The organism is Finegoldia sp. P3-F-LR, assembly GCF_052932165.1.
Genome location: NZ_JBRFJE010000049.1, coordinates 1 through 718, shown reverse-complemented (window position 1 = coordinate 718; position 718 = coordinate 1). Strand labels below are relative to the sequence as shown.

Genomic DNA, 718 nt, shown 5'->3' with positions numbered 1-718 from the left:
ACAACGTAACACACAAATTTGTAAGTAAAGATCCAAACAAAGAACTTCCTAAAGAAGTAACTGACCTTCTACCAGCAAAACAAACTGGAAAAGTTAAAGGCGATGTAGTAACACCAACAGAGCCAGAAACAAAAGAAGTAAAAGTTAAAGATGGAACATGGAAATTTGTAAGTTACGACAAAGACAAAGAAACTGTCGATAACAAGGATGTAGAATTCACAGGAACATGGGAATTCACACCTAATCAAAATCCAGAACCAGAAAAACACAACGTAACACACAAATTTGTAAGTAAAGATCCAAACAAAGAACTTCCTAAAGAAGTAACTGACCTTCTACCAGCAAAACAAACTGGAAAAGTTAAAGGCGATGTAGTAACACCAACAGAGCCAGAAACAAAAGAAGTAAAAGTTAAAGATGGAACATGGAAATTTGTAAGTTACGACAAAGACAAAGAAACTGTTGATAACAAGGATGTAGAATTCACAGGAACATGGGAATTCACACCTAATCAAAATCCAGAACCAGAAAAACACAACGTAACACACAAATTTGTAAGTAAAGATCCAAACAAAGAACTTCCTAAAGAAGTAACTGACCTTCTACCAGCAAAACAAACTGGAAAAGTTAAAGGCGATGTAGTAACACCAACAGAGCCAGAAACAAAAGAAGTAAAAGTTAAAGATGGAACATGGAAATTTGTAAGTTACGACAAAGA

The 718-nt window shown here is 34.8% G+C and carries 1 protein-coding gene; it reads left to right on the top strand.

The genetic code is table 11. The features are described 5' to 3' along the window. Nucleotides 1–718: SHIRT domain-containing protein (locus tag ACU68U_RS09230; protein ID WP_446763197.1), on the top strand; the 718-nt coding region annotated here is incomplete at both ends.